The sequence below is a fragment of the Pseudomonas sp. FW305-20 genome (assembly GCF_058788075.1).
Genome location: NZ_JBYTAJ010000029.1, coordinates 20,057 through 27,229 on the forward strand (window position 1 = coordinate 20,057; position 7,173 = coordinate 27,229).

Consider the following 7,173-nt stretch of genomic DNA (forward strand, 5'->3'; position numbering starts at 1 on the left):
GCTGTGCTACGTCTATAGAGCTTCGAGTCACTGACCTGACCCCCACTCAGCCAAGGCTTGCCAATGCCGAAATCTGTTGACCGTATTCCGCCGATGCCGCGTATACAAGCGCTTGACCCAAAACGGTCCGAGCAGAGTTGGGAGAGCGCCCCACAATTGCTGGCCGCCCTCAACGGTGCACGACTGGGCGCCTGGTATTGGGACATCGAACGTGGGCAGATCAGTTGGTCGCGGGGGACCCAGGCGCTGTTCGGCTTCGATCCCCGGCAACCGCTGCCGGCGGATCTGGAATACCTCGACTTGCTGCCGCCAGAGGATCGGGCGAAAACCATTCGCGCCTTCGACGCGGTGATCGCCGGCGCCCCGCTGGAACAGGCGATGCATCACCGCATTCGCTGGCCCGACGGCAGCCTGCACTGGCTGGAGATCAACGGCAGCCTGCTGCCGGACAAACACGGCCGGCCACGCATGATCGGCGTCATCCGCGAAATCACCCACCAGCGTCAGCGCGAACAGGCGTTGACCAGCTCAGAAAAACGCTTTGCCACGCTGTTCCACCTGTGTCCGAACATGGTCCTGCTGACTCGCCAGGAAGACGGCCTGATCAGCGAAGCCAACCAGTATTTCGAAAGCCTGTTTGGCTGGCCAGTTCAGAACGCTATTGGTCGTACCACCCTGGAACTGGGTCTCTGGGTGCATCCGGAACAACGGACGCAACTGGTCAAAGCCACCAAGGCCAAGGGCGAACTGATCAACATGGAGGTGCAATTTCGTGCCAGCAACGGCCAGATCCACGACGGCATCCTCAGCGCACAAAAAGTCGAGCTAGAAGGCCAGCCGTATCTGCTGAGCACGTTTCTGGACACCACCGAACGCAAAGCCGCCGAGCTTGCCCTGAAAGACAGCCAGGAGCGCCTCGACCTGGCGCTGGATTCGGCGCAACTGGGTACCTGGGACTGGCACATCCCCAGCGGCATGCTGTACGGCTCGGCGCGCGCCGCCCAGCTACATGGGCTGGAAGCCATACCTTTCCATGAATCCTTCGACGAGTTTTTCGAAGGCGTACCCGACGAAGAGCGCGGCTCCATGCGCGATGCCTATCGCAGCCTGCGAGAAGGCCCGGCCGGCAATTATCAACTGACCTACCGCGTACAACTGCAGGACGGCAGCTCACGCTACCTGGAAAGCCGCGCCCGGCTCTATCGCGACGAAAACGGGGCCCCGCTGCGCATGGCCGGCACCCTGCTCGACATCACAGATCAGGTGGAGCGGGAGCAACTGCTGGTGGCGTCCGAAGAGAAGTTCGCCACCCTGTTTCAGGTCAGCCCGGACCCGATTTGCGTGACCCGTCAGGACACCGGCCAATTTATCGAGATCAACTCCAGCTTCACCCAGACCTTCGGCTGGAGCGCCGCCGACGTGATTGGCCGCGGCGCCGACGAAATCGGTCTATGGGACGCTTCGGCACAAAGCCTGCGACGCATCGAGCAGGTCATCCGCGAACAGGGCCTGAACAACGTGGCGATCCTCGTCCAGCACAAAGACGGGCAAGCCCTGACCTGCGTGATTTCCAGCCGCCAGATCAGCGTCGGCGACCAGCCGTGCATTGTTACTACCCTGCGCGATATCACTCAGCAGCAACGCTCGGAAGCTGCGCTCAAGGCCAGCGAAGAGAAGTTCGCCAAGGCCTTCCACTCCAGCCCCGACGCCATCACCATCACCGAGCGCGACACCGGGCGTTATCTGGAAGTTAACGATGGCTTTTGCCGCCTGACCGGCTACCGCGCCGATGAAGTGGTCGGCCGCACGGTGTACCAGGTCGGCATCTGGGCCGAGGAAAAACAACGTTCAGCGCTCCTCGCCGAACTCCAGATCAAGGGCCGGGTACTTCATCAGGAAATGCTCGGGCGCAATAAACGCGGCGAGTTGCTGACCGTCGAAGTCTCGATAGAACCAATTACCCTCAACGAAACCGCGTGCCTGCTGCTGACCGCGCGGGACGTCAGCCTGCTGAAAAACGCCGAAGCGCAGATCCGTCACCTGGCCTACCACGACCCGCTGACCAACCTGCCCAACCGCGCCCTGCTGATGGATCGCCTGAGCCAGCAGATTGCCTTGCTCAAGCGCCACAACCTGCGCGGCGCCTTGATGTTTCTCGACCTTGATCACTTCAAGCACATCAATGATTCGCTCGGCCATCCGGTGGGCGATACCGTGCTGAAAATCATCACCGCGCGCCTCGAAGCCAGCGTGCGCATGGAAGACACCGTCGCGCGCTTGGGCGGTGACGAATTCGTGGTGCTGCTCAGCGGACTTGAAGGCTCGCGCAACGAGGTCAGCGAACAAGTCCTGCAACTGGCGGACACCTTGCGCGAACTGCTGTCGGAGCCGATGTTCCTCGACGGACAACGCCTGCAAGTAACCCCGAGCATCGGCATCGCGTTGATTCCCGATCACGGTTCGACCCCGACCGACCTGCTCAAACGCGCCGACATTGCCCTCTATAGAGCCAAGGATTCGGGCCGCAACACCGCGCAGATGTACCACAACACCATGCAGAAGGCGGCGAGCGAACGCTTGCGCATGGAAACCGACCTGCGCCTGGCCCTTTCCCGGGGCGAGTTCCGCGTGCATTACCAGCCTCAGGTCGATGCCCGAAACGAGCGCATCGTCGGCGCCGAAGCGCTGGTGCGCTGGAACCATCCGGAACTCGGCGAGCAATCGCCCACCGAGTTCATCAAGGTGCTGGAAGACAGCGGACTGATTCTGGAAGTGGGTACCTGGATCGTCGACGAGGCCTGCAGCGCCTTCAAACAGCTGATCGCCAACGGCCTGGTCGATCCGCTGGACTTCAGCCTGTGCGTCAACATCAGCCCACGGCAATTTCGCCAGAATGACTTTGTCGAACGCATCGAACACAGCCTCGTCAGCCACGGCCTGCCCTGCTCGCTGCTGAAACTGGAAATCACCGAAGGCATCGTGATCCAGAACCTGGAAGACACCATCAACAAAATGCGCAGCCTGAAAAAGCTCGGCGTGAGTTTCGCCATGGATGATTTCGGCACCGGTTATTCCTCGCTGACCTACCTCAAGCGTCTGCCGGTCGACACCCTGAAAATCGACCAATCGTTCATCCGCGACGCCACCACCGACCCCAATGACGCCGAGATCATCCGCGCCATCGTTGCCATGGCCCGCAGCCTGGAATTGAAAGTGATTGCCGAAGGGGTCGAGACGCCGGAGCAGCTGGAATTCTTGCAGGGGCTGGGCTGCCATTTCTATCAGGGGTATTTGCACAGCCCTCCGCTGCCTGTGGAGGACTTCCAGAAACTGCTCAAGTGACGGGCACAAAAAAAGGGCGCCGATGGCGCCCTTTTCATTGCCCTGCCTCAGTGCTGCAACGCAGGTTTTTGCGTCCCGTTGATCGGGATGCGTTTGGCTTTCGCCTCTTCCGGAATGACCCGCAACAGGTCGATGCTCAACAAACCGTTGCTCAGACCGGCGGCCTTGATTTCGATATGGTCCGCCAGACGGAAGGACAGTTTGAAGGCACGCTGTGCGATGCCCTGGTACAGATAGGTGACGTCTTCGGTCGCGTCACGTTTGCCGCCACTGATGGTCAGCACACCTTTTTCCACTTGCAGCTCCAGGTCTTCTTCCTGGAAGCCGGCGGCCGCTACGACGATGCGGTATTGGTCGTCGCCGTGTTTTTCCACGTTGTAAGGTGGGTAGGTGCTGCCTGGCTCGTTGCGCAGGGCGGTTTCGAACAGGTCATTGAAACGATCGAAACCGACAGAGGAACGGAACAGTGGCGCCATGGAAAATGCAGTACTCATGATTCAAATCTCCTGAAACATATCAGCAAGTTTTTTTGTCTCCGCGACCCGGATTCGGCATCGCGTAATCCTTAAATAAGGACCGCTGATTGCTTTTCAAGAGATTATTTTCAGATTTTTTTCAGGCGGCTTCGGACACCTGCAAGCCCAGTAAACGCGAGACCTGATCCAGTTCGGTCTCACGACGCAGCACGGTAAACAGCTCGACCGCTTCGGGATAATTGCGGGTCAGCATCGCCAGCCACTGCTTCAAGCGACCCGGCGATTGGCGGGCTGTCATCTGCGCCTTGGCTTGCAGCCAGAAGTCCTGAATCAGCGGCAGCAATTGGGCCCAGGTCATCTCGACGACGTCCTCACCGGCCCGCGCCATTGCGATTTGCCGTGCCAGGTCCGGGCGCGAAACCAGGCCGCGACCGAGCATGATGTCCTCAACGCCGCTGATTTCACGGCAACGACGCCAGTCTTCGACGCTCCAGATGTCGCCATTGGCGAACACCGGCACCTTGACCACATCCTGCACCCGGGGGATCCACTCCCAATGGGCCGGGGGCTTGTAGCCGTCAGTTTTGGTCCGCGCGTGAACCACGATGTGCGCCGCGCCACCTTCGGCCAGGGCCGTGGCACACACTAGCGCACCGTCCGGGCTGTCGAAACCGAGGCGCATCTTGGCAGTCACCGGAATGTGCGCCGGAACGGCACGGCGTACGTGTTCGACGATCCGGTTCAGCAGCTCAGGCTCTTTGAGCAGGACTGCGCCGCCACGGGACTTGTTCACGGTCTTGGCCGGGCAGCCGAAGTTAAGGTCAATGACCTCGGAGCCCAGTTCGCAGGCCAGCGCGGCGTTTTCCGCCAGGCATACCGGATCGGAACCGAGCAGTTGCACCCGCAGCGGCACGCCGGATGCGGTGCGGGCGCCGGTCAGCAGTTCCGGGCCGAACTTGTGGTAATAGGCAGGCGTGAGCAGTTGATCGTTGATCCGAATGAACTCGGTCACGCACCAATCGATACCGCCCACACGAGTCAGCACGTCCCGCAGGATGTTGTCGACCAACCCCTCCATGGGCGCCAAAGCAATTTGCATGAAAAACACACTCAACGAAAAACGTGCGGCAGTTTACTGGATTGCGCGAGGAATCTGCAGAACATCCCACATTCCACTGTAGGAGTGAGCCTGCTCGCGATAGCGTTGTGTCAGCCAACAGTGATGTTGCTGATGCACCGCTATCGCGAGCAGGCTCGCTCCTACATTAGATTTTGGTTGTATCCAAGACTTGCAACGCAGGGCCGTAGCCCTCGATGAACTCCGCCGGCATGCGCTTGGGCTTGCCGGTCGACAGTTCGATGCAGACGAAGGTGGTCTGCGCCCGCAGCAGCGTGGTGTTGTCGCTCGGGCGCTTCAACTGGAAGTGCCGGGTCATTTTCAGGCGTTGGTCCCAATCGACGATCCAGGTCGCCAATTGCAACTCATCGCCTTCATAGGCGGCCGCCAGGTAATCGATCTCGTGCCGCACCACCGCCATCGCCCGATCCAGCCGACGATACTCGACCAGGTCCAGGCCAAGCCGCTGGGAGTGGCGCCAGGCACAGCGTTCGAGCCAGGTCACATACACCGCGTTGTTCGCGTGACCCAACCCATCGATGTCCTCTGCGCCGACTTCCAGGTCAATGATAAATGGCGTTGCCCGATCCCAGCCCATGCCCCACTCCCGGTCAGAAAATTTTCACCGGGGAGTGTAACGGATGCTCAAGCCGATTGGCGCGATTGCAGACTGCGACCGGCGAGCAACGAAAGAACGCCTTCGATCACCCGAGGGTCAGCCAGCACCCGCTGATGACCACCCTCTTGCAGGCGCAACAGACGGCTGTCAAACCAGGCCTCGTTGATCAGCTGCGATTCCTTGACCGGAACGTAGCAGTCATCTTCGGCGTGAACGATCAGGCCGGGCATGTCGAGCTGATAGTGCGCGACATCCAGTGCCGCAGCGCGCATGCCGACGTCTCTTTCGACCTGACGTATGAACGCCGAACGGGCTTTCGGTGGCAGCCGTACATAGCGGGCGAAACCGCGCAATACGCCGAGTATTCGCGCCGGGGCCGCGATAGTGACCAGGGTTTCAGTACGCAAGCCCAACTGCACGGCGAGCATGGCACTGGCACCGCCCATGGAGTGGCCGATGACGGCTTGCAGCGGTGGCAACTCGGCAGCGGCCTCAAGCATGGCCCGGGCGAACAGCACCACATTGGCCTCGCGACCCGGCGAGCGACCGTGGGCCGGACCGTCCAGCGCAACCACCGTGTAACCGGCATCGACCAGCGCGGTGATAAGGCTGGCGAATTGAGTCGGCCGGCCTTCCCAACCGTGCATCAGCAACACCGCGGGGCCTTGCCCCCAACGCAGCGCCGAGAGACCGAAGCGCAGGGTGATTCGCTCGGACTTCGCCAACAGCGGCAATTCCCAATCACGCGGCGGCAGTTCTCGCGGTGTCATGAATGCCAATCGCATTTTGCTCGCGACCAGTTTCGGTGCGAACCAGCCCAAGGTGCCATTAACGCCACGAACCCACTTCAACGTGCTCATCGCTCTCACTCCTCAGGCCAATGCCTTTAGGTCACAGCACCGCAGACTTGGCGGCGCGCAGCAATCGATCGGACAATTCTCCTGGCCCCAACGCGCGAGCCAAAGCCAAACCACCGACCATCAGAGCCATATCGGCCAGGGCCTTGTCGGTGTCTTCCGGGCTGGCCGCCAACTGCGCGACCATCATTTCCACATGCTCGTTCAACGCCACGCGAAACGCGTCCGGCAGACGCCCCAGCTCGCCGACAGAAGCCGGAATCGGGCAGGCTGACTCAGAGGAATCACGGTGTTTGCGTGACAGATAAAACGCAGCAACCAATGCGCGACGTTCTTCGCCGGTCAATTCGGCATCCATGTCGGCGATCAAGCCACGGCGATGACCGAGCAACTGCTTGAACGCTTCCAGCATCATCGCGTCCTTGCTTTCGAAGTGCGCGTAGAAACCGCCGACGGTCAGGCCGGCCGCCCCCATCACTTCGCCCACGCTCGGTTCGGCCGGGCCACGCTGAATCAGCGCTGCGCTGGCAGCCTTGAGGATGCGTTCGCGGGTTTGAGCTTTTTTATCGTTCATCGTTGCCTCCGAATATTACGACTAGAATATTATTCTCATAATAATTTTACGCAAGTCGTGGTTGTGACCGCTGGTCTGAAGAACAGTTTGAAAGAAATAGGGGGATTTGGCCAAACGCCAGACAAACAAAAGGGCCATTCAATAATTGAATGACCCTTATAAAATCCCGCAGAGCGGGTAATCGTGGC

At 60.3% G+C, this 7,173-nt stretch carries 6 protein-coding genes; 1 reads left to right on the forward strand and 5 read right to left on the reverse strand.

Annotated elements, in window-relative coordinates; all coding sequences use genetic code 11:
* Window positions 1-63: 63 nt before the first annotated feature.
* Window positions 64-3,342 carry an EAL domain-containing protein gene (locus AC3WP4_RS21720; RefSeq protein WP_074875224.1) on the forward strand — a complete coding sequence of 1,093 codons (3,279 nt, stop codon included), beginning with the start codon at window positions 64-66 and terminating at the stop codon, window positions 3,340-3,342.
* Between the two features lie 47 nt (window positions 3,343-3,389).
* Here the strand turns inward: AC3WP4_RS21720 and AC3WP4_RS21725 are convergent, their stop codons facing one another.
* The 5 genes from AC3WP4_RS21725 to AC3WP4_RS21745 form a co-directional block, all read right to left on the reverse strand.
* Window positions 3,390-3,836, reverse strand: a complete 447-nt coding sequence (locus AC3WP4_RS21725) for an Hsp20 family protein (RefSeq protein WP_008151276.1) — start codon at window positions 3,834-3,836, stop codon at window positions 3,390-3,392.
* Between the two features lie 121 nt (window positions 3,837-3,957).
* Window positions 3,958-4,917, reverse strand: a complete 960-nt coding sequence (locus AC3WP4_RS21730; RefSeq protein ID WP_074875222.1) for a tRNA dihydrouridine synthase — start codon at window positions 4,915-4,917, stop codon at window positions 3,958-3,960.
* Between the two features lie 166 nt (window positions 4,918-5,083).
* Window positions 5,084-5,533 (reverse strand): acyl-CoA thioesterase, encoded by a 450-nt coding sequence (locus tag AC3WP4_RS21735; RefSeq protein ID WP_074875220.1) that lies wholly within the window; start codon window positions 5,531-5,533, stop codon window positions 5,084-5,086.
* Window positions 5,534-5,580: 47 nt separating this feature from the next.
* Window positions 5,581-6,414 carry an alpha/beta fold hydrolase gene (locus AC3WP4_RS21740; RefSeq protein ID WP_074875218.1) on the reverse strand — a complete coding sequence of 278 codons (834 nt, stop codon included), beginning with the start codon at window positions 6,412-6,414 and terminating at the stop codon, window positions 5,581-5,583.
* A gap of 31 nt (window positions 6,415-6,445) precedes the next feature.
* Entirely contained in the window at window positions 6,446-6,985 is a 540-nt protein-coding gene (locus AC3WP4_RS21745) for a TetR/AcrR family transcriptional regulator (protein ID WP_008028313.1), read from the reverse strand.
* Window positions 6,986-7,173 lie beyond the last annotated feature (188 nt).